Here is a 26,840-nt window from a genome sequence, read left to right on the forward strand (position 1 = left end):
TCGTCCGTTCTGGGTACACCGGTTTGGTGCCGATACTTCAAAAAGCTCACGATTCGTTAAGATTGCGCACGTCACCGGGGGTTTTCTTCTCTTCTGCGCTCATCGCGCTGCTCTTCGTCGTCGTGACGATCGCGTTCACCGACGGCGTCGATTCCATCTTCAGTACCGCGTCCAACTGGATCATGACGAACCTCGGATGGTTCTACATCCTGGGCGTCACGACCTTCCTGCTCTTCCTCGTCGGAATCGCCTTCACCCATTACGGCCGGGTCCGGCTCGGCGGCGACGACGAACGGCCCGAGCACTCGACCCTGGCGTGGTTCGCCATGTTGTTCGCCGCCGGTATCGGCACGATCCTCATGTTCTGGGGTGTCGCCGAGCCGATCTCCCACTTCGCGAACCCGCCCATGCAAGATGTCGAGCCGCAGTCCGTGGAGGCCGCGGAAGAGGCCATGGGCTTCGCGCTCTACCACTTCGGACTGCACACCTGGACGATCTTCGCCCTGCCCGGCCTGGGCTTCGGTTACTTCATCTACAAGCGGCACCTGCCGCCGCGCGTCAGCTCGATCTTCGCGCCCCTGCTCGGAGGTCGCATCTACGGCCCGATCGGCAAGACCATCGACGTCGTCGCGATCATCGGCACCATCTTCGGTGTCGCGACCTCGGTCGGCCTGGGCACCCTGCAGATCAACGCCGGTCTCGCGCAGCTGTTCGACATCCAGGAATCCGGGATCGTCCAGATCGCCCTCATCGCGATCGTGACGGTGATGGCCGGCATCTCGGTCGCTCTCGGTCTCGACAAGGGCATCAAGCGCCTGTCGAACATCAACATCGGCATGGCCGTGATGTTGCTGGTCTTCGTGCTCGTCACCGGACCGAGCCTGTTCCTGCTCAAGGGCATGATCGAGTCGGCCGGTATCTACGCCGAGGCCCTGCCGCGCCTGGCGTTCTGGAACGACACCTTCGCCGACTCCGGCTGGCAGAACACCTGGACGGTCTTCTACTGGGCGTGGACCATCACGTGGTCGCCCTTCGTCGGCATCTTCATCGCGCGCATCTCGCGAGGCCGCACCATCCGCGAGTTCGTCGGCGGTGTCCTCGGTCTGCCCGTGCTGTTCTCGGTGATCTGGTTCAGCATCTTCGGGATGGGCTCGTTCCACATCGAACTCGAGGGCAACGGTGGTCTCGTCGAGCGGGTCGTGGGCGACGGGGACATCCCGGGTGCGTTGTTCGAATTCCTCGGCAACTTCCCCCTCACCGGCCTGGTGTCCGGCATCGCGATCATCCTGGTGGTGATCTTCTTCGTCACCTCGGTGGACTCGACCGCGATGGTGCTCGACATGATGGCGGCCGGTCACGAGGGGAAGGCGCCCATCCATCAGCGCTTGTTCTGGGCGGTGCTCATGGGCCTGGTCGCAGCGACCATGCTCGTCGCGACCGGTAAGGACGGGCTCGACGCCCTGCAACAGGTCATCACCGTGGTGGGTCTGCCGTTCTTCGTGATGGGCTTCATCATGATGTACAGCCTGGTGCGCGGTATCCGCGAGGACCTGGGCGAGCGGCCGGAGCCGATCACCCGTCAGTGGCCCGAGGTGCGGTCGGCCGAGGAACTCGAGGCTGCTCAGGAACTACCGGCACCCGAGGTCGTCATCCACACGCGGGCCATCCCGGACGAGTGCGAGGACGGCGAGAACGCAGCCGAGGACGCCGGAATCCACCGGGTCCATGCCGGCGAACCCGATGCGCTCCGTGTACGAGGCGACGGTGAACATGCCGACAAGAAGAGTGCCACCGGCACGACGGTCGTCGAGGATAACTGAGAAAAACGGTCCGGGTCTGTTCCCTCACAGGGGAACAGACCCGGACCGTTCGAGTCTCGGAAGAAAGAGGCCTGGTCAGCCGATGTGGCGTGACAGGCGGGCGGACATCCGGGGCTTCAGTTCGCCGTCGGCGGTGACGCGCTCCTCGACGTAGGCGAGGTCGCCGCCGTCGACGATGCCGTAGAGGCGCTTGGCGCCACCGACGACCTCACCGGACTTGGTGCGGATCACGACGTCGGTCGCGAGCTCCCACGAGGACTGGGTGAGTGCGGTGCCGTAGTACAGCTCGACGACGCCGGAGCTGTGCGTCAGCAGCAGTTCGAGCGTCTCGGGATCGTCGCTGTCGGGCGCGCCCGTTCCGGACACGCGCCAGAAGCCGCTCTCGCGCCGATCCTCGCCCACGTATTCACCCGAGTCGTCGAGACGCCACGTGCGCGACTCCCACACCAGATACGCGCCGCCGTTGTGCGCGACGGTGATCTGCTGACCGAACGGATAGTCGCCGGTCTCGGGATCGTTGGCTTCACCCTCGCCGCGCCACACACCGACCAAGGGAAGGACGGCGAGCAGGGCAGGGCTCAGGTCGGGGCCGAGCCGCAGGTTCGCGGTGTCCTCGGCGCCCGGCAGCCCGGCCAGGACGGGAAGGTTCAGCTCGGCGGTGGCGCGAGCGCGCTCGGCCGCCCGGGCGATCGCCTCGTCGCCGCTACGCCGCTGGGCGTCCGATCCGTCGTTCGTCACGATCCGTCGGAGACCACGCGGTAGATGGTGTACAGCGCGAACCAGGTGATGAGGAGCGCCGCGGCGACCAGCAGGATTTCGAAGAAGATGACCACGCGGTCATTCTAGACAACCCCTTTTCCGGTACGACGAAGGGCTCCGCTCCTGGTGGAGCAGAGCCCTTCGTCGGGGTGTTCCGGCCGGATTACTTGGCGACCGTCACGTCCACGTTGTGCACGCCGGGAGCGGTGGGGCTCACGGTGGAGGTGCCGTTGCCGGAGCTCGACAGGGCGCGGATCTTCCAGTCGCCGGGGGCGGCGAAAAAACGGAAGTCGCCGGTCGCCGAGGCGACGACCTCGGCGGTGAACTCGTCGGTGCCGTCGAGCAGGCGCACGAACGCACCGCCCACGGGCTCGCCGTCGGCGTTCAGGACACGGCCGGTGATGACCGTCTCCTTCTCGGTGTCCACGCCGGCGGGCAGGGTCTGGGTCTGGACAGGGGCGCCGCACATGATCAGTTGACCTCCAGTTCGATGGGTGCACCGACGAGCGAGCCGTACTCGACCCAGCTGCCGTCGTAGTTCTTGACGTTCTTCTTGCCGAGGATCTCCTGGAGCACGAACCAGGTGTGGCTCGAGCGCTCACCGATACGGCAGTAGGCGATGGTCTCCTTGCTGTCGTCGAAGCCCTTCTCGGCGTACAGCTTCTCGAGGTCCTCGTCGGACTTGAAGGTGCCGTCCTCGTTGGCGGTGGTGCTCCACGGGATGTTGATGGCGCCGGGGACGTGGCCGCGCTGCTGCGCCTGCTCCTGCGGCAGGTGCGCCGGGGCGAGGATCTTGCCGGAGAACTCGTCGGGCGAACGCACGTCGACGATGTTCTTGGTGCCGATCGAGTCGATGACCTCGTCGCGGAAGGCGCGGATGGAGTAGTCGGGCTCGGCGGCCTTGTACTCGGTGGCCGGGCGGGTGACCTCGTCCTTCGACAGCGGACGGCCGTCGAGCTCCCACTTCTTGCGGCCGCCGTCGATGAGCTTGACGTCCTGGTGGCCGTAGAGCTTGAAGTACCAGTAGGCGTAGGCGGCGAACCAGTTGTTGTTGCCGCCGTAGAGCACGACCGTGTCGTCGTTGGCGATGCCCTTACGTGAGAGGAGCTCGGAGAACTGCTCACGGTTCAGGAAGTCGCGACGGACGGCGTCCTGCAGGTCCTTGCGCCAGTCGAGCTTGACGGCACCTTCGACGTGGCCGCCGTCGTAGGCGGAGGTGTCCTCGTCGACCTCGACGAAGACGGTCTTCGGCGCAGTGAGGTTCTGCTCTGCCCAGTCGGCGGAGACCAGGACGTCGGAGCGAGCCATGGGTGTTCCTTTCGGTGAGGGAATCCGGGAGGTTTCCGTGACCGGAACCCGTGCGAGGGTCCGTGCCAGGGTGAGGTGTGGGATGTCGAGTTCGGTGACCGCCGGTCAGGCGGGCACGCGACGCATTCGAGCGACCAGCGGGTGGATCCGGCAGCCGAGACACACGCCGAAGGCGGCGTTGAGCAGCGCCGCGAACAGCGCGAAGCCTGCGGCCACCGAGCCCACGACGATGGCGCCGGCGAAGAACGCGACCGTTCCGACGAGGGCGAAGACGAATCCGACGAGCTGCGCGAACCGCAGCGGCTCCACCGGCTCGGTCTCGATCGGAGCACCGAGGCGGGGAGCGACGAGCCTCGCGAACAGCGCACCGTACGGGCTGCGTCGCGGGCCGAGTGCCGCTCCGAGAGCGAACACGATCGTCTGCAGGGCCAGGATCACGGCCGCTGCGACGGGAGAGAAGGTGGCGACGACCAGGGCGAGGACGAGGACGCCGGTGGTGATCCACGCCGCGAAACGCGGGCCACGGACGTCGACCTGCCTACCGGACGTGCGGGGAGTGGATACGGGCATGGGGAATCTCCTGCTGGATTCTGATTCGCTGGGCGGAGGGTATTCATACGACCGCGGGGCGACGCATCGGTTCGGCGGCATCGGTGCCGCAAGGATCGGGGCCAGCCCGTCGATGCGTTCAGCAGGGACAACAACAGCCACCGAGGCGGCACAGATCGACTGCGCGGCGTCGGGTGAGCATCAGCTCGTGGCGGTTCTGCACGCGAGGGAGTTTAACGCACGTCCCCTCGGGGGTGGACCCCCGGGATCACAACGACGACAGGGCTGTGCGCAGGTCGTCGACGGACGGAACGCCGGACGCTCGGAACCGTTCGCGCCCCTCGCCGTCGAAGACGAAGGTAGTGGGCAGCGACAGCACCCCGAGTTTCCGTGCCAGGACCGGATTTTCGTCGAGATCCAGCTCGACCTCGCGTGCCCGACCGGGATCGCGGTCGAGAACCTGCACGACGACCCGTCGCACGGCCGCGCACGGTCCGCACCACGGCGCGGAGAAATGCAGGACCACCGGTACGCCGTCACCGACACCCGCTGTGGCCAGCGCGGGATGGAGTTCGTGGGTGCCCGCCGAGGCGCCGGCGCCGGTGGTGCGGAGCTTGCCGGAACGGGTGCGCAGGGCCGTTCCCACCGCCAGTGTGGCGACTATCACGGCCATGAGGACGATCACTGCGGTCATGCGGGCGTCTGCACTTCCTGCAGATCGATGACGACGTCGCGGGCCTCGCCCTCGATGACGATCCGGGAGCCCCGCGCCTCGACGAAGGTGGGCCGCACGCCGAACGGCAGATTCTGCGGCTCGATCGTCGTCGTGAACAGTCCGAGCACCGCCGGCTTCAGGACGTCGGGAACCGAGAAGTCGGCGCGTCCCTCGGGGCCGAAGTAGAGATCCGACGCGACGATGTGGACGCGGTCGCCGTCGAGCACCAGATCGGCCTGGACACTCACCGTCGCATCCACCGGTCCGACCGGCACCGTCCCCGTGAGGACGACCCCGCCGGCGGTCGTCGGACCGGACCCGCCGGATCCGCCCGTCCCGTCGGACTTGCTCGCCGGGGGAGCGGAAACCTGCAGGTCGGGGATGCCGTAGAGCTGTCCGAGCTCGGTGGCGTCGAGCATGACGCGGCCGTACAGCAGGTCGACGGGCACCGACCGGATCGACCCGTCGAGCAGCTCACCGGCCTCGGCGTGCGCACCGATCAGATTGGCCTCGACCGTGATGTCCCCGAGCAGATCGGTGTGGACGTTGTCGGCCACGATCTCGACGTTCTCGTAGTGACCGTCGCGGGCCTGGAGGAGGAAGGGGAAGCCGTGGATGGTCACCGCCGGATCGGACTCGAGAACGCCACCCTCCCGCAGCGCACGCGAGACGCGGTATTCCGACCACGCCGCCGCGCCGAAGTCGGCGAGGACTGCGAGTCCGAGCAGGACTACGAGACCGAAGATCAGTTTGCGCACGCCCACCATTGTGTCGGACGCGCCGTCGGTCGGACCGCGCCAGTCCGCTCCGAGGCCGTCCACGGAATTCTCGTGCTTACATAGCGGTAACAATCGGGGCGTTAGTCTGTTGCACGACGTTTACGACCCCTATCCGCGCTGGTCGCGCGAAGAACTGGAGGCCCGGTGGAGCTGCTCCTGCTGACCTCCGACCCGAATCCGGATGCGGTCCTGCCGTCCTTGGCGCTGCTCCCGCATTCGGTCAGGCCGGCTCCTACAGAGGTATCGTCGCTGCTCGAGGCGGGTTCGGCGGATATCGCCATCGTCGATGCCCGCTCCGATCTCGCGGCCGCGCGAGGACTGTGCCGACTGCTCGGCAGCACCGGGTCGGCATTGCCCGTCGTCGCCGTGCTCACCGAAGGCGGACTCGTGGCCGTCAACCCCGAATGGGGACTCGACGACATCCTGCTGTCCAGCACCGGACCGGCCGAGCTCGACGCGCGCCTGCGCCTGCTCATGGGCCGCTCGGGTGTCGCGGTGGGACCGGAGAACACCGGCAAGATCACTCTCGGGGAACTCACGATCGACGAGGGCACCTACACCGCCCGCCTGCGCGGACGTCCCCTCGACCTCACCTACAAGGAGTTCGAACTCCTCAAGTACCTCGCCCAGCACGCGGGTCGGGTGTTCACCCGCGCCCAGCTGCTGCAGGAGGTCTGGGGTTACGACTTCTTCGGTGGTACCCGCACCGTCGACGTCCACGTCCGACGTCTGCGAGCGAAACTCGGCCCCGAGCACGAAGCGCTGATCGGAACGGTCCGCAACGTCGGCTACAAGGCGGTGCGTCCCTCCAACCGCGTGGGCAAGGGTGGCAATGCCACTCCCGATGTCGACGACGACGATGTGGACGACACGCTTCTCGACGACCCCCGTGCGGAGGAATCCGGCGCGGGTGACTCGGGCGCAGGGGAGTCCGGGGCACAATTCGTTCCGTGAGCACCGATACGGAATTCGTCGACCACCCGTCCACCGACCACGCCGAAGCCGTACGCGCCGTGGTGTCGCGGGCGACGCAGACCGACGGCACCGCGCCGATCTCCGAACAGGCGGTGCACTCCCTCGGACGGGAGGGCGCGGCCCGGCATCTCGTCGCGTTCGGAGAGGACGGTGAGGTCGCGGGCTACGCGAACGTCGTTCCTGCCCAGGACGGTCATCCGGCGATGGCAGAGGTGGTCGTCGACCCGCCGCAGCGCGGGCATGGACTCGGCCGCGAACTCGTCGAGCGTGCACTCACCGAGGGCGGCGACGGCACCCGCGTGTGGGCACACGGCGACCTGCCCGCCGCGCAGGCGGTGGCGCGCCGTCTCGGTCTGACCGGTGTCCGCGAACTCCTGCAGTTGCGTCGATCCCTCGAGCAGGACGATCTTCCCGCCCTCGAGGTGCCCGACTCGGTGCTGATGCGCACCTACGGCGGCCCGCAGGACGACCCCGAACTGCTCCGCGTCAACGCGGCGGCCTTCGAGTGGCATCCCGAGCAGGGGCGTTGGACGGCCGCCGACGTGGAGGAACGCCGACGCGAGTCGTGGTTCGATCCCGAAGGCCTGTTCCTCGCGTTCGATCCCGCCGAGCCCGACAAGCTGCTCGGATTCCACTGGACCAAGGTGCACCCGGCCACGGCGTCCGACCCGCAGCTGGGCGAGGTCTACGTCGTGGGTATCGACTCGTCCGCGCAGGGCAGAGGGCTCGGTCGCCTGCTCACCCTCGCGGGTCTGCACTATCTGCGCGATCGGGGTCTGCCCGGTGTCCTGCTCTACGTCGAGGGCGACAACACCGCGGCGTTGAACACCTACGGCAAACTCGGCTTCGAGCGGTTCCACGTGGACGTCGCCTACGCCCGGGCGTGACCCTCTCCGATCGGGTGGACGAACGGCGTGAAGGGTGGACTCTGCCACCCGACACGCCGATCGCGGTCAGGATTCGAGTGATGGTCGCAACACCATCGCCAGGTGTATCCGGCGTGTTCATCCGGCGTTAACCTTCGGTAGTCCGAGTGTCCACCGTCTCCTCCTAACTTCACTAGCGGGTCGAGTGCCGCAGACCCGGCGCCGGCGTCGCCCGCGCCTCGATGCCGCCGCCGCTCGGCGCCGCGGTCGTGTGAAGTTACTTCCGGAGGAGAACAGGTGAACCTCAAGCGCAATGGCGCCCTGCTCGGTGTTGTGGCCGCTGGAGCCCTCACGCTCGCCGCGTGCGGTACCGACAACAATGCCGGGTCGGTCGACGTCGATGCGTCCGCGTCCGCTGCAGCCTGCGACGGCAAGTCCAACCTCTCGGGTGCCGGCTCGTCGGCCCAGAAGAACGCGATGGACCAGTTCGTCTCCACCTACATCGCGGTGTGCTCCGAGAAGGGCACGAACGTCAACGTCGCGTACAACCCCACCGGTTCCGGTGACGGCCGCACGCAGTTCATCGCGAACCAGATCGATTTCGCCGGCTCGGACTCGGCCATCAAGGACGAGCAGGCGGCACAGGCCGCCGAGCGTTGCGCCGGCAATCCCGCATGGAACCTGCCGCTGGTCTTCGGCCCGGTCGCACTGGCCTACAACGTCGAGGGTGTCGACGAGCTCGTGCTGAACGCCGAGACGGCCGCGAAGATCTTCAACGGCTCGATCACCACGTGGAACGATCCGGCCATCGCCGCTCTCAACGAGGGCGCTGAGCTGCCCGACGCGAGCATCACCCCGATCGTGCGCTCGGACTCGTCGGGCACCACCGACAACTTCCAGCAGTACCTCGAGACCGCGTCGAACGGCGCATGGACCTCCGGTGCCGGTTCGGACTTCACCGGCGGTGTCGGTGAGGGCGCGAAGGGTTCTGCGGGTGTCGCGCAGGCCGTCTCCGGCTCGCCGAACTCCATCACCTACGTCGAGAAGTCCTTCGCCGACCAGAACGGTTTGAGCATCGCGCAGATCGACAACGGCTCCGGACCCGTCGAACTGACCGAGGAGACCGCCGGCAAGGCCATCGAGGGCGCCGAGTTCGTCCCGGCCTCCGAGGGCGACCTCACGCTCGACCTGTCGTCGATCTTCGGCAGCTCCGAAGAGGGTGCCTACCCGCTGGTGTTGGCCACCTACGAGATCGTGTGCTCGGCCGGCTACGACGCCGACACCGCCGCGGCCGTCAAGTCGTTCCTGATCTCCGCCGCCAACGAGGGCCAGGAAGGCCTGTCCGAGCAGGGCTACGTCCCGCTGCCCGACGCCTTCAAGACCCGCCTCACCGAGTCGATCGACGCCATCGCCGCCGGATGACCCGCCGATCCCTCGGTCCGGTGAGTAACCGAGGGATCATCGACCCGCCCGTTCCTGAGGAATACGCTGAGAAGGATTGCGAGCGCACATGAGTGACGCGCACAACACGTCGGTCTCTATCGCGACCGACGAACCGACCCGCTCAGGAACGGGCGGTGCAACCGGCATCACGGAGGACACGATCAGCACCCCACCCCCATCCCCGGACAGGGCACGCAAGACAGTCGTGCGGCCGGGAGACAGAATCTTCGGCTCGCTCGCCTCCGGCTCCGCCGTCCTGATCTCCGTGATCATCGGCGCGATCGCAGTCTTCCTCGTCTGGCGTGCCGTCCCGGCGCTGCAGCGCAACCAGGTCAACTTCCTCACCAGCCGTGACTGGATCACGCAGGACATCACCGACATGGCGTTCGGTGTCCTCGACCTGTTCCAGGTGACGGTGCTCGTCTCCTTCTTCGCGCTGTTCCTCGCCATGCCCGTCGCGCTGGGCATCGCGATCTTCCTCACCTCGTACTGCCCCGACCGGCTCCGGAAACCGCTGGCGTATGTCATCGACCTGCTCGCCGCGGTCCCGTCGATCGTCTACGGCCTGTGGGGCATGCTCGTCCTCGCCCCGTTCCTGCGCCCCGTCGCGGAATGGCTCAACACCACCCTCGCCTGGTTCCCGCTCTTCGCCACCGGCAGCGGGTCCATCGTGGGCGGCGGAACGATCTTCACCGCTGGCATCGTCCTCGCCGTGATGATCCTGCCGACCATCGCCGCGGTGAGCCGCGAGGTGTTCGTGCAGACCCCGACGGCCCACATCGAGGGCGCGCTCGCACTCGGCGCGACCCGCTGGGAGGTCGTGCGGACCACCGTCATCCCGTTCGGCAAGTCCGGCTACATCAGCGGTTCGATGCTCGGTCTCGGCCGCGCGCTCGGCGAGACGATGGCGCTGTACCTCATCCTGCGCACCACCTCGCAGGCGTTCTCCTGGTCGCTGTTCGACGGCGGCGCGACCATCGCGTCCAAGATTGCGCTGGGATACGCCGAATTCAACAACGACATCCAGGCGGGCGCCTACATCGCCGCCGGTCTCGTGCTCTTCGTGCTCACCTTCGTGGTCAACGCCGCCGCGCGCATGATCGTCGCAGGAAAGAAGGACTGATCCATGTCGACCACCACCACGTCGACCACCGCGCTCTCCTCGCCGGTCAAGCCCCCGGCCTTCCAGCGGGTCAGCGGGCGTCGCCGCATCAAGGACACCGCAGCCACCGTGCTCGTCACGCTGTCGGTCGTCGTCGCGCTGATTCCCCTGGCCTGGGTGCTGTTCACCGTAGTCGCCAAGGGCCTGCCGGCCCTGACCTCGCCGACCTGGTTCACGCACTCGCTGAGCGGACTGACGTCCTCGTCGATGGGCGGCGGCATCTACCACGCTCTCGTCGGCACCCTCCTGCAGGGACTCGTCTGCGCGATCATCTCCATCCCGCTCGGCGTCTTCGTTGCGATCTACCTCGTCGAGTACGCCGGCCGGTCGCGGCTCGGCCGGATCACGACGTTCATGGTCGACATCCTCAGCGGTGTCCCATCGATCGTCGCGGCACTGTTCATCTACGCACTGTGGGTGTCGACCTTCGGGATGCCCAAGTCGGGCTTCGCGGTGTCGCTCGCGCTCGTTCTGCTCATGGTGCCGGTGGTCGTGCGCAGCACCGAGGAGATGCTGCGCATCGTCCCGCAGGACTTGCGCGAAGCGTCCTACGCCCTCGGTGTCCCCAAGTGGAAGACCATCGCGCGCATCGTGCTGCCCACCTCGCTCGCCGGCATCATCACCGGCATCATGCTCGCCCTGGCCCGCGTCATGGGCGAGACGGCGCCGCTGCTGATCCTCGTCGGCTACGCGCCCTTCATCAATCTCGACCTGTTCGGCGGTGAGCAAGGCACCCTCCCGGGCGTCATGGTCGCCGAGATGAACAACCCGACCGACGCCGGTTCGCAGCGCATCTGGGGCGCCGCGCTCACCCTGATCCTGGTCATCGCGGTCCTCAACATCGCGGCCAAGTTGATCAGCCGGTACTCGCAGGTCGGCAAGAAGTAACCCACAGACCTCTTCTCACATCGATACACCAGTAGGGAGCCGGTAATGGCTAAGCGTCTGGATCTCAAGGACGTCAACATCTACTACGGCAAGTTCCACGCCGTGGCCGACGTGACGCTGTCCGTGCCGCCGCGGAACGTCACCGCCTTCATCGGCCCGTCCGGTTGCGGCAAGTCCACCGTGCTCCGGTCGATCAACCGCATGCACGAGGTGACGCCCGGCGCCCGTGTCGAGGGATCCATCCTCCTCGACGGCGAGGACATCTACGATCAGAACGTCGACCCGGTCGGTGTGCGCAAGACGATCGGCATGGTCTTCCAGCGTCCCAACCCGTTCCCCACGATGTCGATCCGCGACAACGTCGTCGCCGGCCTCAAGCTGCAGGGTATGCGCGACCGGAAGACCCTCGACGAGATCGCCGAGAAGTCGCTGCGCGGCGCCAACCTGTGGAACGAGGTCAAGGACCGTCTCGACAAGCCGGGCGGTGGCCTGTCCGGTGGTCAGCAGCAGCGTCTGTGCATCGCCCGCGCCATCGCGGTCCAGCCCGACGTGCTGCTCATGGACGAGCCGTGCTCGGCCCTCGACCCCATCTCGACGCTGGCCATCGAGGACCTGATCGGTGAGCTGAAGAAGGACTTCACCATCGTCATCGTCACGCACAACATGCAGCAGGCCGCGCGCGTGAGCGACCAGACGGCCTTCTTCAACCTCGAGGCGACCGGCCGCCCGGGTGGTTTGGTGGAGATCGACGACACCGAGAAGATCTTCTCGAACCCGAGCAAGAAGGCCACCGAGGACTACATCTCCGGCCGCTTCGGCTGAGCCGCCACTACCTACACGAGACCCCGACCGGATCCGTCCGGTCGGGGTCTCGTCGTTCGTGTGCTTACTGCACTCGACAGTCGTGGGCTCAGGGGTTCTGCGCTCGGTGGTGCTCCGGGTAGACGGTCAGACTGTCCACCTTCTCCACGAGCTGACGGATCTCCTCCTCGGTGGGGAGCTTGCCGGTCACGAGGAAGATGACGCGGCGGCCCACCTCGACGGCGTGATCGGCGAACCGCTCGTAGAAGCGGCCGAGCAGGGCGACGTCGACGGCGGCTGCGACGCCGTGCGCCCATTCGCGGTCCATGAGCACGGTGAACAGGTGTCGGTGCAGATCGTCCATCGCCTCGTCCTCGTGGTGGAGGCGGGCGGCCCGGGCGGGATCACGGGTCTCGAGAATCTCCCGTGTGGCGGCACCGAGGGCGACCGCGATCCGTCCCATCTCGGCGAAGTAGCCCTTCACCTCGTCGGGGAGCACGTGCTTGGGATGACGTCGGCGGGTCGCCTTCGCGATGTGCAGTGCGAGCGCACCCATGCGGTCGATGTCGGCCACGATCTGGATGCCGCTGACGACGGCACGCAGATCGCCGGCGACCGGACCCTGCAGGGCGAGCAGCTGGAACGCCTTCTCCTCGCAGATCGTGACGAGTTCGGTGATCTTCTCGTGCTCGTCGATCACCTGCTCGGCGAGAGCGAGATCGGCTTCGAGAAGAGCTCTGGTGGACCGCTCCATCGCGGTCCCGGCGAGCCCGGCCATCTCCCCGAGGAGATCGCCGAGTTCGCCCATCTGTTCGTTGTAGACGACGCGCATAGTGGCACAGCCTACGACCTCGAGCGGTCCGAACAGCGAGCATCGGATGAACCAGAGGTGAACGTCGACGGCCGAACAGTGGTGTCTACGTGCACAGATCGTCGGCGGCGTTGGTGATCGCGAGATCGGCGGGGAGCTCGACCGACGACTCCGACCGGGTCCGGATCTGCATCGGGGCGAGCGGCGTGCCCGCGGGGGTGGGAGCGACGACGGTGCCGTCGAAGCTGGTACCCAGGACGATCTCCACGATGCTGCCCAGCTGGGCCGAGGGCGGAGCCTCCTGCAGCACCGCACCGGGGAAGGCCGAGGCCACCGTCGCAGCGTCGGTCTCCTGTCCTTCGCTGAAGCGGATCACGGTCTGCTTGCTCGTCCCGGAGGCATAGTTACCGATCGAGTAGACCGGAAAGCCGTAGGCGGCGACCTCCTCGGCGGTGCCGGCCGCCAGCCCGGACAGACCCGACGCGTTCGAGACCTGCACCGACACCGTCGACGGATCGACAGCGAGCTGGGCGGGCAGCGGTTCGGCCGGGGGAGCGGCCGCGACCTCCGTCGGGTCCTCCCCCCGCTTCTCACCCGGCAGAGGGAGATCGTCGATGATCGCGGTGAAGATCGCCTTGATGTCGTCCGTGCGCGGGATCTCGTTGCCCCAGTCGTTGGTACCGGCCGTGGGGATGGTCAGGAAGGACACCGCACCCGCCTCGACGTTCTGCATCGAACGCCCGAGTTTGACGAGCGACTCGGCGTTGACGTTCTCGACGAAGGTCGCGCGGGTGAAGGCGCTGATGAAGCCGTTGAGCTTCACGGGATCGAACAGCACCTTGTTCGACAAAGTCGAGCGCAGCAGCGACGACAGGAACTTCTGCTGTCGGCTGATCCGGCCGTAGTCGCTGTTGCCCTCCTGGTCGATCTTGCGGGCGCGGACGTAGTCGAGTGCCCGCTTGCCGTCGAGCGTGTGGGTGCCGGGAGTCTCGATCAGGGGACCGAGTTCGTTGTCGTACAACGGTATGGAGGTGCACACCTCGACGCCGCCGATCTCGTCGACCATCGATTCGAAGCCGGCGAAGTCGATGCCCACGAAATGGCCGATCCTCAATCCGGACATCTTCTGGATCACCTTGACCAGGCACTTCGGTCCGCCGAGGGCGTAGGTCGCGTTGAGCTTGTCGCCTTCGGCGGCCGGATAGAGCTCGGAATCGTATTCGCCGGTCGTACTGTCCCATCCGCGACAGACCGGTCGATCGACGTCCAGATCGCGGGGGAACGACACCGCGACCACGCGGCTGCGATCGGCGGGGATGTTGACGAGGATGACGGTGTCGGCACGAGCGCCCTCGGCGTCGTCGGCCGTCCCGGCGCCGATCTCACCGCTCGCACCGGCGCGGGTGTCGGTGCCGATGATCAGATAGGTCTCGTCGCCGGTCTGACCGACCGGGTCGACGATGTCCTCCGACTCGGTGTCCAGCGCGGCGATCTGGGAGAAGCCGGCCTCCGTGGACCGGACGTATCCCCACACCGCACCGTTACAGAGGAGCGCGAGGACCGAGACGAACGCCACCGCCGCTCTCGCCGCGAACCTCAGACGCTTCCGCTTGCGCTGTTTGCTCTGCGCGAGCCGGCCGAGAGTCGCGTTGCCCACCGTGCGGGGCCGAGCGGAGCCGTGCGCCTTCTCGTCCGTCGTCCGGTCGTCGTTCTCGTCCTCGGCGGGCGACGCAGCGCCCTCGGGGGATACCGCATCGATCTTGACGGTCGGCTGTTCGTCCGCGATCGGCGGTTGCTGTCGAGGAGGCGTCTGCGGCGGTCTGACGGTCTGCGGCGACCCGGCGGGAGGCACCGGGCGCGAGTCCGCGGGAGGCACCGGGCGCGAGTCCACGGGAGGCACCGGGCGCGAGTCCGCGGGAGGCACCGGGCGCGAGTCCGCGGGAGGCACCGGGCGCGAGTCCGCGGGAGGCACTGCTCGAGGGGGCTGCGCCGAGGCCGGGGGAGTCGGTACCGGGGGCGGAACGGACGAGGGGCCCGCCATCCGATCGGGAGCCTGGATGTGCGGCGGGACGGGCTTTTCCGGCGGCCGGGGCCGGGACGGTCCCGGGGGCACCCGGGGAGCACCGGGCTGCACCGGGGGGGCGACCGTGGTCGGCGGTCCCGAAGAAGCCGGCGGCACCGGAGGGCTGGGAGGTCCCGACGGAGTCGGCGGCGCAGCCGGAGGCGGCGTCCTGCGCGGGAGTTCCGCTCGACCGGCATCGTCCTCGGTCGCGACGTGCCGGGCGGATTCCGGGTCGCGGGGACGGGCCGGGGGCAACGACGAGGTGGACGTGTGCGGCGGATCGGCCGGGGGCGGATCCGACCGGGGGGACGGATCGGATCGTCGTCCCATCTTGTCGAGCAGTTCGGCGACCGTGAGCTGCTCCGGATCGTCCGAGTCCGCGGCCCGGCGGTTGCGTGCACTCTCGTGGCGACGCGAATCGGGATCGGTGTCGTCGGAGCGGTGCACCCCACCCGAGCGGCTGCGGCGGGACGAGCGGGATTCGCGGTAGCTGCTGTCGGCGATCGGCCGTTCCCAGGGAGCGCGAGGATCCGGGGATCCTGTCTCGTGCTCCTCGTCCACCGATACCTGCTCTTTCCGCGGTCGCACCGCCTCGGATCCGTCGTCGTCCACGTGATCGCTCACCGGCGACCGTCGCGAGGACTCCGCAATGATACTGATCGTCTGTTTCATGTGACGGTGACGCGGCTGTGTCGCACGACATCCACCGGTCGATCCGTCTATCGTCCGGGACTACATGCCGGGACGGGTTACCCGCCCGAGTGCATCATGTCGGCGCCCTCGGGCACGCAGGTGTCCTCGGGATCGTCGAGCCAGCCGTCGGGCAGAGCGACGCTGCTCGGGGAGCCCTGACGTCCCCGCGGGCCTTCGGCATCGGCGGGGAAGGGTACGTCGTGGTCGAGTTTGCCCAGCAGGTCGTCGAGTTCGGCGAGCGTCGACACGCGGGCGAGGCCGTTGCGGATCTCCGAACCCGCAGGGAAACCACGCAGATACCAGGCGATGTGCTTGCGCATGTCGCGCAGACCGCGATCCTCGCCGTGGTGATCGGCGAGCAGTTCGGCGTGCCGCCGCATGATCTGCGTCACCTCACCGAGATTCGGCGGGGTGGGGATCGGGCGACCGCCGAGCGCGGCGCTCAGTTCGGCGAACAACCACGGACGTCCGAGGCAACCGCGACCGACGACGACGCCGTCGCAACCGGTCTGCGCCATCATCTTCTCGGCGTCGGATGCGTCGAAGATGTCGCCGTTGCCGAGCACGGGCACGTCGGTGACGTGCTCCTTCAGCCGCGCGATTTCGTCCCAGTCGGCCGCTCCGGAGTACCGCTGCGCAGCGGTCCGGGCGTGGAGGGCAACGGCCGCGGCACCCTCGGCGGCCGCGATGCGACCGGCGTCGAGATGTGTGTGGTGCTCGTCGTCGATCCCGATGCGGAACTTGACCGTGACCGGGATGTCGGTGCCCTCGGTCGCGCGGACGGCGGCCGCGACGATCTGCCCGAACAACCGGCGCTTGTAAGGGAGGGCCGACCCTCCGCCCTTGCGGGTCACCTTCGGGACCGGGCATCCGAAGTTCATGTCGATGTGGTCGGCGAGGTTCTCGTCGACGATCATCTTCGCCGCCGCGTAGGTCGTGCCGGGATCGACGGTGTAGAGCTGCAGCGACCGCGGCGTCTCGGTGGGGCCGAAGGTCGTCATGTGCATGGTGACCGGGTGCCGCTCGACGAGGGCGCGGGCGGTGACCATCTCGCAGACGTACAGGCCCGACGTGCTGCCGGCCCGTTCGAGTTCGAGTTCGCGGCACAGCGTGCGGAATGCGACATTCGTCACTCCCGCCATCGGCGCCAGCACGACCGGGCTGTTCAGTTCGAGCGGGCCGATACGGAGGGAAGACATGGGTACCTCTGGAAAACGTTGTGTGACAAAGAAATAGCGTGCCCGTCAGTGATGGGCCGCGGAAACGACTGTGCCCGGCACCGAAAACGGCACCGGGCACAGGATAACCTCCGCCGGACTCGGGCGGCTGTGTGCATCCGGACTCGGGCGGCTGTGTGCATCCGGACTCAGGCGTGCGCGCCCACCTTCTCGCGCTTGGCAGCTTCGCGGGCGAGGGAGCGATCGCGCATCTCCTCGAACCGCCCCGCCTGACGTTCCAGTTCGTCGAGGAAGTTGCCGAGCTTGTCGAGATCCTGCTGCGCCTCGCTGCCGAGATCTCGCTCGAAGATCCTCCACTTGCGCAGCACCGGCATCACGACGTCGTCGAGGTGCTGACGCAGGTCGTAGATGCCGTGCTTGGCCATCAACACACCGTTGCGACGGAAGTTCGGCATGCCGGCACCCGGCATCTGGAAGTTCTCGAGCACCTCGACGATCGCGGCGAGCGTCTGGGCCGGAGCGATGTCGATCGCCGCGTCGCAGATGTTCCGGTAGAAGATCATGTGCAGGTTCTCGTCGGCGGCGATGCGCTGGAGCATCTTGTCGGCGATCGAGTCGTCGCAGGCACGACCGGTGTTGCGGTGCGACACGCGGGTCGCGAGCTCCTGGAAGGTCACGTAGGCGACGGAGTGGAGCATGCCAGTCGAGTTGGGGGACGCGAAGCCGTTCGTCATGTGCTCCATGCGGGCGTTCTCGAGTGCGACGGGATCGACACCGCGCGTGACGACCAGGTAGTCGCGCATGACGATGCCGTGGCGGTTCTCCTCCGCGGTCCACCGGCCGACCCAGGTGCCCCAGGCTCCGTCGCGCGAGAAGCTCTCGGCGATCTCCCGGTGGTAGGAGGGCAGGTTGTCCTCGGTGAGGAGGTTGGTGATCATGGCAGCCTTGGCGACCTCGTCGAGCTTCGACTGCTCGGGTTCCCAGTCGACACCGCCCATCGCGGCGAAGTTCCGGCCCTCGTCCCACGGCACGTAGTCGTGGGGGTGCCAGTCCTTCGCCATCGAGAGATGCCGGTTGAGGTTCGCCTCGGCCACAGGCTCCAGCTCTCGCAGCAGCTCCAGTTGAGTCAGGACTCGCGTCATACTCTTCTACCCCTCACATCGTGTCCGTGTATTCCGCCGGCCTACGGAGGAGGGGAGCCCGGCCGTTCGTCGCCGCGGCACGCGGTGCACCGGTGGCCCCCCACATTCGCCCGGATCACGGTACAGGTCCGAGCGGCTCGAGGACAGTACCGTCCCGCTCGTGCCGTATCACACGGACGAGCGGAACGTGCGGTTCCGGAGGGTTTCAGCGCTTGCCTCCACCGAGAAGTCCCCCGAGGAGACCGCCGAGTCCACCACCCGAACTGCCGCCGAGCACGCTGCCGAGGACGTCGCCGATCCCACCGCCGGAGCCGACCGATCCACCACCGGCGTTCTTCAGCAGACCCCCGAGGAGATCGGCGAGACCTCCGCCCTGCGGAGCGCTCGCGGTGTTCGTTCCCGCACCGCCACCGATCTGCTTGGCGAGATAGGACAGCACGATGGGGGCGATGATCGGCAGGACCTTGGCGATCAGATCGTTCCCGCCGGCGCCGTTCACGGAACCGAGGGTCGAGATCACCTGATCCTTCTTGTCGCCGAAGACATTGGAGACGATCCTGTCGCCGTCCTCGGTGTCGATCCCGTCGACGTCGACCTGACCCTCGGCCAGGTTCGACTCGGAGTGCTTGCCCAGCGCGGAGAGCAGCGAGGCCGCCCCGGTCGGATTCTGGGCGTTGGCGTCGAGACCACCGACGAGGGTGGGGAGTGCGGCGCGGACGGCCGTCTCCGCCGTCGCGTTGTCGACACCGAGTCGCTGCGCCACCTGGTCGACGGGAATGCGGGACATCAGATCGTCGAGACTTGCCATCGTTCCTGCCTTGGCTCGTGGGTGCCCCGAAGTGGCCACCCGGTGCCGAGAGGGTATCGGGACGAAGCCCGTTGCAGCGGGAGGTGTCAGTCGAGCGAGGCGGCGCTCGTCGGCGAACGGCGCAACGCGATCAGGCAACACAGCAGTGCGACGAGCGTGCCGCTGAGCAGGAGCACTGTCCCGTTCTGATTGGTCAGGGTCGTACTGCGATTGAGTTCGACGTACTCGCCGTGGGTCTGGAACAGACGCGTCCAGAACACCGCGGCCGTCGCGACACCGATCAGCGTCCCGGCCCAGCCGACGGCCACCGAGTCGAACAGTGCGGCAGCGAGGAGCAGGATCGCGGCCACGACCAGCGGTACCGCGAGGGACTCGTACAGCGGTAGACCCGGGACCGCGACACCGGCGAGATCGCCCTCGGGGAAACCGTCGCGCAGCGCCGACAGGGGAATCTCGGTGGGTCGTATTCCGCCGACCACCGGCAACACCGACCCGATTCCCAGAGCGACGGCGGCCAGGAACAGGCCCAGGTCCACGAAACTGCGCATGTTCCTCCCCGGACGATGAATATTCGATTACCCCTGCGGCTCACCGTATACAAAGACGGGCAACCGCACCGGGTGAAATTCGCAGTGCGAAGAGACCTGCCCGAATGCACTGCTCCGAACGCGGTGGTCCGTAGGGTGAGATGCGCACGGCAGGTGCACATGGACCGATCGGCCAGGAAGGTTCGAAATGACGGACATGAATGTCGACGAGACCGGTTCGCGGAAAGGCTTGCCGCCGTGGGCGAAGAAGACCATCGCCGTGGTCGTGGCGCTGATCGTGCTCGTCATCGCCTACTACACCCTGGCGGCGTTCGTTCCTCGCTGGTGGGCGCAGCGGATCGCAAACCTCGCCGAGGGCGGCTTCGCGCGCGGAGTGCTGTGGGGTCTGCTCTTCGGCATCCTGTGCACGGCGATCCCCATCGCGCTGCTCGCGTGGATCTGGCAGGTCCGCAACTGGCGGTACAGCCGCGGGCTGCAGATCACCTTCGGCGTGCTCGCGCTGGTGGTCGCCCTGCCGAACCTCATGACCCTGGCGGTCGTGCTGGGTACGGGGAACGGTGCGCACGCGGGGGAGCGGATCCTCGACGTGGACGCGCCCGGCTTCCGCGGCGCCACGCTGATCGGCGCGATCGTCGGAGCTCTGTTCGCGGTGATCTTCGTCGTCGCGCTCACCCGCTACCGCAAGCGCGGACGTGATCTGAAGCAGGCCCGCACGGATCTCGAGCAGCGCCGGATCGAGCAGGAGCGCCTCGATGCGCGCCGTGAGGCGGAGAAGGAACTCGGCCGGAACACCGACGACGTCCCGCCCGGCTCCCACCGTCTCTGACGAAGGACCCGGACTCCGACGAAGGACCGTGGGACGTTCCGGAACGACGAACGCCGGCGTCGTGTACGACGCCGGCGTTGCCGGTGCCCCCAGTAGGGCTCGAACCTACGACCTGCGGATTAAAAGTCCGTAGCTCTACCAACTGAGCTATAGGGGCATGGGCGCACAGTGTAACCACACCGCAGTGATCACACCGCATGGTCCGGTGACCACATCACAGGGTGAGCCACGCTGCGCGATCGATGATATCGGACATCCGGCGGTGCGGACGCCACCCGTGACGAATGGAAAGAGGCTCGGGTGCCCACCCCCTGCTCCGCACCCGAGCCGGACAAAGCGTACCACTCGGTGTGTTCTGTGGAAACCCGGGTGTCGGGGGTGGAGTTTCACATTTCACCCGGTGGAACACGGCCTGGAAGCGGGGTTGTGAGGGGGCAGACTAGAGTTGTCTCGTGGGGGAACACAGGAACGTGGAAGGCCGAATTTCCCCATGCCTCGTCAACAGGAGCGTGCGCGTCGTACGCGGGCTGCGATCGTCCGATCGGCAGCCACCGAATTCGCGCGGCGAGGTTTCGCCGCAGCATCGATCAACGCCATCCTCGAGCAGTCGAACGCCACCAAGGGTGCGATGTACTTTCACTTCGCGTCCAAGGAGGATCTGGCCCGGGCGGTGCTCGACGAAGGACTCGAGCACTACCGTGCCATCGTCGGCAGGTGGATGGACGTCCCCGATCTCGACCCCTTCGAGCGGCTGCACGGTCTCGTCGGTGATCTCGGTGCGGCTCTGCACGACGACGTGGTCATCGCCGCGGAGTTCCGTCTGGTCACCGAACCCGAGTTCGCGGAGGAGGTCAGGCTGCGCGGCAGCGTCCTGTGGGGGCGGGCCGGCTACCAGCTGGCGCGCGAAGCGCAGGAGAAGGGCCTGTTCCGGCCCGATGTCGACCTCCAGCGTTTCGTCGAGGCCATCGCGTCGTCACTCGCCGGTCAACGCTATCTCGCCGACCTCACGTCGCCGGAGACCGACGTCCGCGCCCGTTTCGAGGCCTGCGTGGAGGTGCCGCTCGAGGCGATGGCATCGGAGCAGTGGCTCGCGCAGTGGCGGGAGAAGGGCTGGCCGAGCAGGCCCAACAACGACGAATCAGCCACTTGACCTGCTGATTTGTGATTCGCGAATGCCGTGGCATAAGCTGTCCAAGCTCCCAACGGAACGCCAAACCCGTTGAGGGTGCGGTTCGGAGAAATCCGATCGGGCCCCCTTCGTCTAGCGGCCTAGGACGCCGCCCTTTCAAGGCGGTAGCGCGGGTTCGAATCCCGTAGGGGGTACGCTTCGACCTCGTCGAAGTGTGCAGTATCTTGGTGTGAGAAGTGAATATATATGGCCCTGTGGCGCAGTTGGTTAGCGCGCCGCCCTGTCACGGCGGAGGTCGCGGGTTCGAGTCCCGTCAGGGTCGCTCCAGAGTTTCGATCGGCATTCGGTTCGGGTGCCGTCCGGCCAGGTAGCTCAGTTGGTACGAGCGTCCGCCTGAAAAGCGGAAGGTCGCCGGTTCGATCCCGGCCCTGGCCACCACGGTTGTCCGGCGAACAACCATCAATTTCATATCTTCGACCCACCGGTTGCGGTGGGTCGAGCTGTGGGAACTCCGGTTCCTCATGGCCCTGTGGCGCAGTTGGTTAGCGCGCCGCCCTGTCACGGCGGAGGTCGCGGGTTCGAGTCCCGTCAGGGTCGCTCCAGGCGAAGCCCCGGCATCACATCGATACCGGGGCTTCGTCGTCGTCACCTGTTCGCGGTCCGGTGTCTGCGTCGTGGTCCCACTCGTATCGCCGATCCGCACCGGGTGCGGTCCGGCTCGCTATCGTGAGGACACAAAACATGTTCTAGTGTGTGCCCTACACAACTAGTGGACATCTGTCCGAGCGACCTGGCCCTCCGAGCGAACCCCGAGGTGGAATGTGCGCGTAGCTCTGTTGTCGTACCGGAGCAAGCCGCATTGTGGGGGTCAGGGGGTCTACGTCCGCCATCTCAGTCGCGAACTCGTCGCCCAGGGGCACACCGTCGAGGTGTTCTCCGGGCAGCCGTACCCCGAGCTCGACCCCGGCGTGACGCTCACGAAGGTGCCCAGTCTCGATCTCTACCGCGACGACGATCCGTTCCGCACCCCGAAGCTGGGTGAGTACCGCGACTGGATCGACGTCCTCGAGGTCGCCACCATGTGGACCGCCGGTTTCCCCGAACCACGCACCTTCGGTCTGCGCGCCGCACGACTGCTGCGCGACCGCCTCGGCGACTTCGACGTCGTGCACGACAACCAGTCGCTCGCGTCCGGCTTGCTGCGCATCGCCGAGGACCTTCCTCTCGTCGCGACGATCCACCATCCGATCACCCGCGACCGCGAACTCGATCTCGCCTCCGCGACCACCCTCAGCCGTAAGGTCACGCTCCGGCGCTGGTACGGATTCCTGCGCATGCAGGAGAAGGTGGCCCAGCAGATTCCCACGCTGCTCACGGTGTCGGAGAACTCGGCCGACGACATCCGCACCGCCTTCGGGATCGAATCCGAACGCATCCACACGATCCCGCTCGGCGTGAACACGGAGGTGTTCGCGCCGCGGAAGGACGAGCGAGTTCCCGGTCGGATCGTCTGCGTCGCGAGCGCCGACGCCCCGCTCAAGGGTGTTCCCACCCTGCTCGAGGCGGTCGCGAAGCTGCGCACCGAACGCGAGATCGAACTGGTCCTCGTCTCGAAGCTCGCCCCGGGCGGCGCCACCGAGAAGCTCATCGACGAACTCGCGATCGGCGACGTCGTGCGCACCGTCTCCGGGATCGACGACACCGAACTCGCCGACCTGCTCGCCTCCGCCGAGATCGCGGCGGTGCCGTCGCTGTACGAGGGATTCTCGCTGCCGGCCATCGAGGCGATGTCGTGCGGAACACCGCTCGTCGCGAGCCGCGCCGGGGCCATCCCCGAGGTCGTCGGGGACGCCGGTCGGCTGGTGCCTCCGGGCGACGCCGAACAGCTTGCAGCAGGGCTCGCGGGCCTGTTCGACGACCCGGCCGAGCGTCGGCGTCTCGGCACGAAGGGCCGCGAGCGTGTGCTCGAACGCTACAGCTGGGCGGCCGTGGCCGCGCAGACCGCCGCGATCTACGACAAGGCGATCGCCGCGCATCGAGAGGGGAAGAACGGATGCTGACCGTCGACTTCGACCGCCTGGGCGTCGTACCGGGGATACGCGCTCTCGACATCGGGGCCGGCGCGGGGCGCCACTCCTTCGAGCTGTACCGCCGCGGCGCGGATGTCGTCGCCTTCGACCAGAACGCCGACGACATGAAGGCCGTCGCCGACATGTTCGTCGCGATGGAACTCGAAGGCGAGGTCCCCGAGGGTGCGCTGGCCCGGGCCGAGGTCGGCGACGCGCTCGCGCTGCCGTACGACGACGCGACCTTCGATCTCGTGCTCATCTCCGAGGTGCTCGAGCACGTGCCGGAGGACGAGCGGGCCATCGCCGAACTCGTCCGGGTCCTCAAACCCGGTGGTGTCGCGGCCGTGACCGTGCCGCGCTGGCTGCCGGAAAAGATCTGCTGGGCCCTGTCGGACGCCTACCACGAGGTGGAGGGCGGGCACATCCGCATCTACAAGGCCGACGAACTCGCCGCGAAACTCGCCTCAGCCGGTCTGACGGTCTCGGGCACCGACCACGCCCACGCACTGCACGCACCGTACTGGTGGCTCAAGTGCGCCGTCGGCGTCGACAACGACGACAATCCGCTGACGAAGGCGTACCACCGGCTGCTGGTCTGGGATCTTATGAAGGCCCCGTGGATCACTCGCACGGCCGAGAAGATCCTCGATCCCGTCATCGGGAAGAGTGTCGTGTTCTACCTCGAGAAGCCGGGAAACGCCGGTGCGGCGCGGTGAATCCGCGCGCGTGACGGTGCCGTCGGTGCCGGGTGTGCTGTCGCCGGAACAGAGCCTGGCGACGGGCCGGGCCATCGCGCGGATGCAGGAGCCCTCGGGCGCCGTCCCGTGGTTCCCCGGTGGGCACATCGACCCGTGGGATCACATCGAATCCGCGATGGCGTTGACCGTCATCGGTTTACGCGAAGAGGCGGACGCCGCCTTCGAGTGGTCGCGGCGGACGCAGCGCGCCGACGGGTCGTGGCCCATCCAGTTCCGGGGCGACATCGTCGAGAACCACGACACCGACAGCAATTTCACGGCCTACATCGCCGTTGGCGTATGGCACCACCATCTCGTGACGGGTGATCGCGGGTTCGTCGAGCACATGTGGCCGACGGTGCGGGCAGCGCTCGACCTCGTGGTCGACATGCAGTTGCCGGGCGGCCAGATCTCCTGGGCGCGAGGCGACGGCGGGATGTTCGACGAAGCGCTGCTCACAGGCTGTTCGAGTATCCACCAGAGTCTGTGGTGCGGTCTGCGGATCGCCGATCTGATCGGTGAGGCGCAACCCGAATGGGAGGTCGCGCTGATCCGTCTCGGCCACGCTCTGCGTCGGCATCCCGAGGCGTTCACGCCCAAGCCCGAGTACTCGATGGACTGGTACTACCCGATCCTCGGGGGAGCGGTGCGCGGCACCGATGCGCACGAACGGATCCGCGAACGCTGGTCGGATTTCGTCGTCGACGGTCTCGGGATCCGGTGCGTCGACCATCGTCCGTGGGTCACCGGAGCCGAGACGTGCGAACTGGTCCTGGCGCTCGACGCACTCGGCCACGCCGGGCGTGCCCGCGAATTGTTCGCGGCCATGCAGCATCTGCGCGACCCGGACGGTTCGTACTGGACCGGTCTGGTCTACGCCGACGGCAAGCGCTGGCCGGTGGAGGTCAGTTCCTGGACCAGCGCAGCGGTGATCCTCGCCGCCGACGCGCTCTCGCGCACGACGGGAGGAAACGCGATCTTCCGGGATGCGGCGGCACCCGCCGACCAGGTGGGCGCCGACCGCTGCACCGAGCGTTGCCCGGTGCTCGTCCGGTAGTTCAGCTGCCGGGCCGTGATCCGACCGTGCCGGCGGTGCGTTGGAGAACCCGCAGCGAGGACGTCACCGACTTCTCGACGAACTCCCCGCTCTCCAGTGCGAGACAGTAGATCTCGTACGGAGGCCGGCCGCCGTCCTTCGGGTCGGGGAAGACGTCGTGGATGATCAGGGCGCCGCCGATGCGCACCCATCTCGCCCAGCCGTCGTAGTCCGCCCGGGCCGCCTCGCTGCTGTGTCCGCCGTCGATGAACACGAACGAGGCGGGGGTGCGCCAGAACGACGCCACCACAGGAGAATTGCCGACCACCGCGACGACGTGCGATTCGAGGTCGCCGTCGGCGAGAGTGTGCCGCAGTGCGCCGACCGTGTCGAGGCGGCCGGTGTGCGGGTCGACCAGCGACGGATCGTGGTAATCCCAGCCGGGCTGATGCTCCTCCGAACCGTGGTGGTGGTCGACGGTGACGATGGTGCCGCCGGTCGCCTTGGCCGCAGCGCCGAGATACACGGTCGAGCGGCCGCAGTAGGTGCCGATCTCGACGCCGACGCCGTCACCGAGATACTGCACCGCAGCCTCGTGCAGTGCGGTTCCCTCGTCCTGGGGCATGAAACCCGGTGTCGCCTCAGCGAGTTCGATCGCCTCACGGGGCAGGGTGGTGCGGGACATCGGATGGATCTCCGTTCTTCTCGCGTGATGCGGTGTATCCCGAGCACCCTACCGACCGGTCGCGCCGTCCGATGCTCTCGGACACGGCAGCATCGCGAAGCGGTAGTCGTCCCAGCACTGCTGCAGGCCGTAACACTCGACACCGTGGCACAGCAACGCGCGATGACAGGTCGAGACCAGGGCCTGCTCGTGCTCGCGCCGGACCGCCGGCGCCGGGCTCGTCCCGACGAAACACGCGAGGTCGCGGGCGGGAAGCCCCACCGTCAGGGTCTGCCAGTCCACCGGGACGACACCGCTCTCGCCACGGGGTGGGAACAGGAGGTTGTCGAGCCGGTAGTCGCCGTGCAGCAGCGCGAACCGGTCGGATCGCGCGAGCACCCACCCCTCGGTGAGCTCGGCGCAGGCCCACAGCGTGTCGCGGTCGTCGGCGCCGATCAGCTCGCCGCGACCGTCGACGAAGGGCTCGATGGCCGGGCCGTGCAACTCGGCGAGGATCCGTGCCTGCTCGGCGTCCGTCGTGGTGAGCCAGTCCGATTCGTGGAGGTCGGGTGCGCACCAGCGGGGACCGTGCAGTCCGGCGAGATTGCGGACGGCGTCGTGCGCCTCGTCGACGATGCACCCGGCGAGCTGGTCGCCGGGCAGTGCCGGGGCGGCGTCCTCGAGGAGGAGGGTGAACTCCCCGTCCTCGCCGACGGTGACGTGATAGCAGCTGGGGGTGAGCACCGCGACGGACGGCTCGATGTCGCTGTAGAAGCGTGCCTCCCCGCCATAGGCGCCGGCGAGCATCCTCCGTGTCCCGGGATCGGGTGACGGCAGCTTCGCGACGAGTGAGTAACAGATCGGTCATGGTGCGCTCCGGCCGGGGTTGGCTCTACGCCTTCCTCGTGAGCGACCTGGCGTCCGTGACCGGCGGAATCTTCGCCGGCTCCGGATGCTTTGTCGGTCGGTTCGATAAGCCGGCACCGACGCTGCCGGCGTGGCGGGACCACAACACGTCGCCGTCCCGGACGCTCGACAAATTCGCCCACCTCGTGGAAGGCGCGAGTCGTGC

General features: G+C 67.5%; 28 protein-coding genes, 5 tRNA genes and 1 pseudogene. 17 read left to right on the top strand and 17 right to left on the bottom strand.

The window, feature by feature from the left end:
* Positions 1-46 precede the first annotated feature (46 nt).
* Positions 47-184: a hypothetical protein gene (locus tag RBB84_RS24630; protein ID WP_228045205.1), complete on the bottom strand. Its 138-nt coding sequence runs from the start codon at positions 182-184 to the stop codon at positions 47-49.
* Between RBB84_RS24630 and RBB84_RS24635 the strand changes: the two genes are divergently transcribed.
* Positions 123-1,820 carry a BCCT family transporter gene (locus RBB84_RS24635; RefSeq protein ID WP_231911985.1) on the top strand — a complete coding sequence of 566 codons (1,698 nt, stop codon included), beginning with the start codon at positions 123-125 and terminating at the stop codon, positions 1,818-1,820. The two genes, RBB84_RS24630 and RBB84_RS24635, sit on opposite strands and share 62 nt — an antisense overlap.
* 75 nt (positions 1,821-1,895) lie before the next feature.
* Here RBB84_RS24635 and RBB84_RS24640 read toward each other — a convergent pair whose 3' ends face one another.
* From RBB84_RS24640 to RBB84_RS24670, 7 genes are all read right to left on the bottom strand, one after another.
* On the bottom strand, positions 1,896-2,558 hold the full coding sequence (locus RBB84_RS24640) for an FABP family protein (RefSeq protein WP_006551803.1): 663 nt from the start codon (positions 2,556-2,558) through the stop codon (positions 1,896-1,898).
* Positions 2,559-2,742: 184 nt separating this feature from the next.
* Positions 2,743-3,048, bottom strand: coding sequence for a DUF1416 domain-containing protein (locus RBB84_RS24645; RefSeq protein ID WP_006551801.1), 306 nt, complete (start codon positions 3,046-3,048; stop codon positions 2,743-2,745).
* Positions 3,049-3,050: 2 nt separating this feature from the next.
* Positions 3,051-3,887, bottom strand: coding sequence for a sulfurtransferase (locus RBB84_RS24650; RefSeq protein WP_006551800.1), 837 nt, complete (start codon positions 3,885-3,887; stop codon positions 3,051-3,053).
* A gap of 105 nt (positions 3,888-3,992) precedes the next feature.
* The gene (locus RBB84_RS24655; protein WP_006551799.1) at positions 3,993-4,457 is read right to left on the bottom strand and encodes a DUF4395 domain-containing protein; all 465 of its coding nucleotides are present in this window, start codon (positions 4,455-4,457) and stop codon (positions 3,993-3,995) included.
* A gap of 118 nt (positions 4,458-4,575) precedes the next feature.
* The gene (locus tag RBB84_RS24660; protein WP_350247722.1) at positions 4,576-4,638 is read right to left on the bottom strand and encodes a putative leader peptide; all 63 of its coding nucleotides are present in this window, start codon (positions 4,636-4,638) and stop codon (positions 4,576-4,578) included.
* A gap of 66 nt (positions 4,639-4,704) precedes the next feature.
* Positions 4,705-5,130 carry a thioredoxin family protein gene (locus RBB84_RS24665; RefSeq protein ID WP_064255949.1) on the bottom strand — a complete coding sequence of 142 codons (426 nt, stop codon included), beginning with the start codon at positions 5,128-5,130 and terminating at the stop codon, positions 4,705-4,707.
* A complete protein-coding gene (locus RBB84_RS24670; protein WP_081364962.1) occupies positions 5,127-5,909 on the bottom strand; it encodes an LmeA family phospholipid-binding protein in 783 nt (260 codons plus the stop codon). Before RBB84_RS24670 ends, RBB84_RS24665 begins: the two co-directional genes overlap by 4 nt.
* 165 nt (positions 5,910-6,074) lie before the next feature.
* Here RBB84_RS24670 and RBB84_RS24675 point away from each other — a divergent pair, with 165 nt between their 5' ends.
* The 6 genes from RBB84_RS24675 to pstB all read left to right on the top strand — a co-directional run bounded on the left by RBB84_RS24675 (position 6,075) and on the right by pstB (position 12,086).
* On the top strand, positions 6,075-6,884 hold the full coding sequence (locus tag RBB84_RS24675; protein WP_024103019.1) for a response regulator transcription factor: 810 nt from the start codon (positions 6,075-6,077) through the stop codon (positions 6,882-6,884).
* Positions 6,881-7,792 (top strand): mycothiol synthase, encoded by a 912-nt coding sequence (gene mshD / locus RBB84_RS24680; protein WP_350246984.1) that lies wholly within the window; start codon positions 6,881-6,883, stop codon positions 7,790-7,792. The genes RBB84_RS24675 and mshD overlap by 4 nt, the downstream gene beginning before the upstream one ends.
* A gap of 276 nt (positions 7,793-8,068) precedes the next feature.
* Entirely contained in the window at positions 8,069-9,193 is a 1,125-nt protein-coding gene (gene pstS, locus RBB84_RS24685; RefSeq protein ID WP_064255948.1) for a phosphate ABC transporter substrate-binding protein PstS, read from the top strand.
* 88 nt (positions 9,194-9,281) lie between these two features.
* Positions 9,282-10,337: a phosphate ABC transporter permease subunit PstC gene (pstC, locus tag RBB84_RS24690; protein ID WP_006551793.1), complete on the top strand. Its 1,056-nt coding sequence runs from the start codon at positions 9,282-9,284 to the stop codon at positions 10,335-10,337.
* 3 nt (positions 10,338-10,340) lie between these two features.
* Positions 10,341-11,264 carry a phosphate ABC transporter permease PstA gene (gene pstA, locus RBB84_RS24695; protein WP_006551792.1) on the top strand — a complete coding sequence of 308 codons (924 nt, stop codon included), beginning with the start codon at positions 10,341-10,343 and terminating at the stop codon, positions 11,262-11,264.
* 45 nt (positions 11,265-11,309) lie between these two features.
* Positions 11,310-12,086 carry a phosphate ABC transporter ATP-binding protein PstB gene (pstB, locus tag RBB84_RS24700; protein ID WP_064255947.1) on the top strand — a complete coding sequence of 259 codons (777 nt, stop codon included), beginning with the start codon at positions 11,310-11,312 and terminating at the stop codon, positions 12,084-12,086.
* Between the two features lie 88 nt (positions 12,087-12,174).
* On the opposite strand, the gene phoU is transcribed toward pstB, so the two are convergent.
* From phoU to RBB84_RS24730, 6 genes are all read right to left on the bottom strand, one after another.
* The gene (gene phoU / locus RBB84_RS24705; RefSeq protein ID WP_006551790.1) at positions 12,175-12,897 is read right to left on the bottom strand and encodes a phosphate signaling complex protein PhoU; all 723 of its coding nucleotides are present in this window, start codon (positions 12,895-12,897) and stop codon (positions 12,175-12,177) included.
* An 85-nt stretch (positions 12,898-12,982) separates the two neighbouring features.
* Positions 12,983-14,917, bottom strand: coding sequence for an LCP family protein (locus RBB84_RS24710; RefSeq protein WP_350247723.1), 1,935 nt, complete (start codon positions 14,915-14,917; stop codon positions 12,983-12,985).
* A 770-nt stretch (positions 14,918-15,687) separates the two neighbouring features.
* Positions 15,688-16,830, bottom strand: coding sequence for a tRNA dihydrouridine synthase DusB (gene dusB, locus RBB84_RS24715; RefSeq protein ID WP_024103024.1), 1,143 nt, complete (start codon positions 16,828-16,830; stop codon positions 15,688-15,690).
* 167 nt (positions 16,831-16,997) lie between these two features.
* The gene (locus RBB84_RS24720; protein ID WP_024103025.1) at positions 16,998-17,951 is read right to left on the bottom strand and encodes an acyl-ACP desaturase; all 954 of its coding nucleotides are present in this window, start codon (positions 17,949-17,951) and stop codon (positions 16,998-17,000) included.
* A gap of 205 nt (positions 17,952-18,156) precedes the next feature.
* A complete protein-coding gene (locus RBB84_RS24725; RefSeq protein ID WP_019290016.1) occupies positions 18,157-18,759 on the bottom strand; it encodes a DUF937 domain-containing protein in 603 nt (200 codons plus the stop codon).
* 86 nt (positions 18,760-18,845) lie between these two features.
* Positions 18,846-19,307 carry a hypothetical protein gene (locus RBB84_RS24730; protein ID WP_006551784.1) on the bottom strand — a complete coding sequence of 154 codons (462 nt, stop codon included), beginning with the start codon at positions 19,305-19,307 and terminating at the stop codon, positions 18,846-18,848.
* A gap of 187 nt (positions 19,308-19,494) precedes the next feature.
* On the opposite strand from RBB84_RS24730, the gene RBB84_RS24735 reads away from it, so the two are divergent.
* On the top strand, positions 19,495-20,133 hold the full coding sequence (locus RBB84_RS24735) for a hypothetical protein (RefSeq protein ID WP_064255946.1): 639 nt from the start codon (positions 19,495-19,497) through the stop codon (positions 20,131-20,133).
* Positions 20,134-20,217: 84 nt separating this feature from the next.
* Here RBB84_RS24735 and RBB84_RS24740 read toward each other — a convergent pair.
* Positions 20,218-20,290, bottom strand: a tRNA-Lys gene (locus RBB84_RS24740).
* Between the two features lie 333 nt (positions 20,291-20,623).
* Between RBB84_RS24740 and RBB84_RS24745 the strand changes: the two genes are divergently transcribed.
* From RBB84_RS24745 to RBB84_RS24780, 8 genes are all read left to right on the top strand, one after another.
* Positions 20,624-21,283: a TetR/AcrR family transcriptional regulator gene (locus RBB84_RS24745; RefSeq protein ID WP_006551782.1), complete on the top strand. Its 660-nt coding sequence runs from the start codon at positions 20,624-20,626 to the stop codon at positions 21,281-21,283.
* A gap of 100 nt (positions 21,284-21,383) precedes the next feature.
* Positions 21,384-21,456, top strand: a tRNA-Glu gene (locus tag RBB84_RS24750).
* 54 nt (positions 21,457-21,510) lie between these two features.
* A tRNA-Asp gene (locus RBB84_RS24755) sits at positions 21,511-21,584 on the top strand.
* Positions 21,585-21,623: 39 nt separating this feature from the next.
* Positions 21,624-21,700, top strand: a tRNA-Phe gene (locus RBB84_RS24760).
* An 85-nt stretch (positions 21,701-21,785) separates the two neighbouring features.
* Positions 21,786-21,859 (top strand) — tRNA-Asp (locus RBB84_RS24765).
* Positions 21,860-22,083: 224 nt separating this feature from the next.
* Positions 22,084-23,322: a glycosyltransferase family 4 protein gene (locus tag RBB84_RS24770; protein ID WP_024103027.1), complete on the top strand. Its 1,239-nt coding sequence runs from the start codon at positions 22,084-22,086 to the stop codon at positions 23,320-23,322.
* The gene (locus tag RBB84_RS24775) at positions 23,316-24,047 is read left to right on the top strand and encodes a class I SAM-dependent methyltransferase (RefSeq protein WP_024103028.1); all 732 of its coding nucleotides are present in this window, start codon (positions 23,316-23,318) and stop codon (positions 24,045-24,047) included. Before RBB84_RS24770 ends, RBB84_RS24775 begins: the two co-directional genes overlap by 7 nt.
* Positions 24,034-25,125, top strand: a complete 1,092-nt coding sequence (locus tag RBB84_RS24780) for a prenyltransferase (protein WP_041803549.1) — start codon at positions 24,034-24,036, stop codon at positions 25,123-25,125. Before RBB84_RS24775 ends, RBB84_RS24780 begins: the two co-directional genes overlap by 14 nt.
* A 1-nt stretch (position 25,126) precedes the next feature.
* On the opposite strand, the gene RBB84_RS24785 is transcribed toward RBB84_RS24780, so the two are convergent.
* Both RBB84_RS24785 and RBB84_RS24790 read right to left on the bottom strand, forming a co-directional pair.
* On the bottom strand, positions 25,127-25,789 hold the full coding sequence (locus tag RBB84_RS24785) for a class I SAM-dependent methyltransferase (RefSeq protein ID WP_006551778.1): 663 nt from the start codon (positions 25,787-25,789) through the stop codon (positions 25,127-25,129).
* Between the two features lie 48 nt (positions 25,790-25,837).
* Positions 25,838-26,575 (bottom strand): phosphotransferase, encoded by a 738-nt coding sequence (locus RBB84_RS24790; RefSeq protein WP_024103030.1) that lies wholly within the window; start codon positions 26,573-26,575, stop codon positions 25,838-25,840.
* 83 nt (positions 26,576-26,658) lie between these two features.
* On the opposite strand from RBB84_RS24790, the pseudogene RBB84_RS24795 reads away from it, so the two are divergent.
* A pseudogene (locus RBB84_RS24795) lies at positions 26,659-26,823 on the top strand (short-chain dehydrogenase); the annotation flags it as partial.
* Positions 26,824-26,840 lie beyond the last annotated feature (17 nt).

The sequence above is a fragment of the Rhodococcus sp. D-6 genome (assembly GCF_040256695.1).
GTDB classification, from domain to species: Bacteria; Actinomycetota; Actinomycetes; order Mycobacteriales; family Mycobacteriaceae; genus Rhodococcus; species Rhodococcus pyridinivorans.

Bases quoted from the DNA above. Each gene is read 5' to 3' on its own strand.
- RBB84_RS24630 (WP_228045205.1), bottom strand. From the start codon at position 184: ATGATCCAGTTGGACGCGGTACTGAAGATGGAATCGACGCCGTCGGTG.
- RBB84_RS24645 (WP_006551801.1), bottom strand. From the start codon at position 3,048: ATGTGCGGCGCCCCTGTCCAGACCCAGACCCTGCCCGCCGGCGTGGAC.
- RBB84_RS24650 (WP_006551800.1), bottom strand. From the start codon at position 3,887: ATGGCTCGCTCCGACGTCCTGGTCTCCGCCGACTGGGCAGAGCAGAAC.
- RBB84_RS24655 (WP_006551799.1), bottom strand. From the start codon at position 4,457: ATGCCCGTATCCACTCCCCGCACGTCCGGTAGGCAGGTCGACGTCCGT.
- RBB84_RS24665 (WP_064255949.1), bottom strand. From the start codon at position 5,130: ATGACCGCAGTGATCGTCCTCATGGCCGTGATAGTCGCCACACTGGCG.
- pstC (WP_006551793.1), top strand. From the start codon at position 9,282: ATGAGTGACGCGCACAACACGTCGGTCTCTATCGCGACCGACGAACCG.
- pstA (WP_006551792.1), top strand. From the start codon at position 10,341: ATGTCGACCACCACCACGTCGACCACCGCGCTCTCCTCGCCGGTCAAG.
- pstB (WP_064255947.1), top strand. From the start codon at position 11,310: ATGGCTAAGCGTCTGGATCTCAAGGACGTCAACATCTACTACGGCAAG.
- phoU (WP_006551790.1), bottom strand. From the start codon at position 12,897: ATGCGCGTCGTCTACAACGAACAGATGGGCGAACTCGGCGATCTCCTC.
- RBB84_RS24710 (WP_350247723.1), bottom strand. From the start codon at position 14,917: ATGGCGGGCCCCTCGTCCGTTCCGCCCCCGGTACCGACTCCCCCGGCC.
- dusB (WP_024103024.1), bottom strand. From the start codon at position 16,830: ATGTCTTCCCTCCGTATCGGCCCGCTCGAACTGAACAGCCCGGTCGTG.
- RBB84_RS24720 (WP_024103025.1), bottom strand. From the start codon at position 17,951: ATGACGCGAGTCCTGACTCAACTGGAGCTGCTGCGAGAGCTGGAGCCT.
- RBB84_RS24725 (WP_019290016.1), bottom strand. From the start codon at position 18,759: ATGGCAAGTCTCGACGATCTGATGTCCCGCATTCCCGTCGACCAGGTG.
- RBB84_RS24730 (WP_006551784.1), bottom strand. From the start codon at position 19,307: ATGCGCAGTTTCGTGGACCTGGGCCTGTTCCTGGCCGCCGTCGCTCTG.
- RBB84_RS24735 (WP_064255946.1), top strand. From the start codon at position 19,495: ATGACGGACATGAATGTCGACGAGACCGGTTCGCGGAAAGGCTTGCCG.
- RBB84_RS24745 (WP_006551782.1), top strand. From the start codon at position 20,624: ATGCCTCGTCAACAGGAGCGTGCGCGTCGTACGCGGGCTGCGATCGTC.
- RBB84_RS24775 (WP_024103028.1), top strand. From the start codon at position 23,316: ATGCTGACCGTCGACTTCGACCGCCTGGGCGTCGTACCGGGGATACGC.
- RBB84_RS24785 (WP_006551778.1), bottom strand. From the start codon at position 25,789: ATGTCCCGCACCACCCTGCCCCGTGAGGCGATCGAACTCGCTGAGGCG.
- RBB84_RS24790 (WP_024103030.1), bottom strand. From the start codon at position 26,575: ATGCTCGCCGGCGCCTATGGCGGGGAGGCACGCTTCTACAGCGACATC.